This is a genomic window from Streptomyces sp. SID12488 (assembly GCF_010548275.1).
Lineage (GTDB): Bacteria > Actinomycetota > Actinomycetes > Streptomycetales > Streptomycetaceae > Streptomyces.
The window spans coordinates 1-412 of record NZ_JAAGLT010000147.1 but is presented as its reverse complement, the minus strand read 5'-3'; the positions used below and the strand labels follow the sequence as shown (position 1 = coordinate 412).

Below are 412 nucleotides of genomic sequence, written 5' to 3'. Positions count from 1 at the left end.
TGCTTCGCCGGCGGCACGGTGCGCCCTCTGGCCCGGAACCGGCACACCCCGGCCGACGCTGTCGCCCGGCTCGCCCGCCACCCCGAGGCGGACGTTCGCGCGATGGTCGCCGCCCGGCCCGACCTGGGCCCGGACCTGGTGGCGGAGCTGAGGCAGGACCCGGACGACTACGTCCGGATGCGCGCACGCCTCCACCCCTTCTCCAGCACCTGGGCCGAGTACTGCGCGATGAAACGGGTCATCGGGCACGGTCCTGACTGCCTCTGCCCGGCCACCGAGCAGGCCACCGAGCCGTCGCCCGACTGGTTCGCCGCCTGTGCGGCGTCCGAGGAACCGGTGCTCCGCCGGGTTGCGGCGAACTGGCCCGGCCTGCCCGCGGAACTCGTCGAGACACTCGCACAGGACGACGACG

General features: G+C 74.5%; 1 pseudogene. It reads left to right on the top strand.

The features are described from left to right. Positions 1 to 412, top strand: a pseudogene (locus tag G3I56_RS44960) (hypothetical protein); the annotation flags it as partial.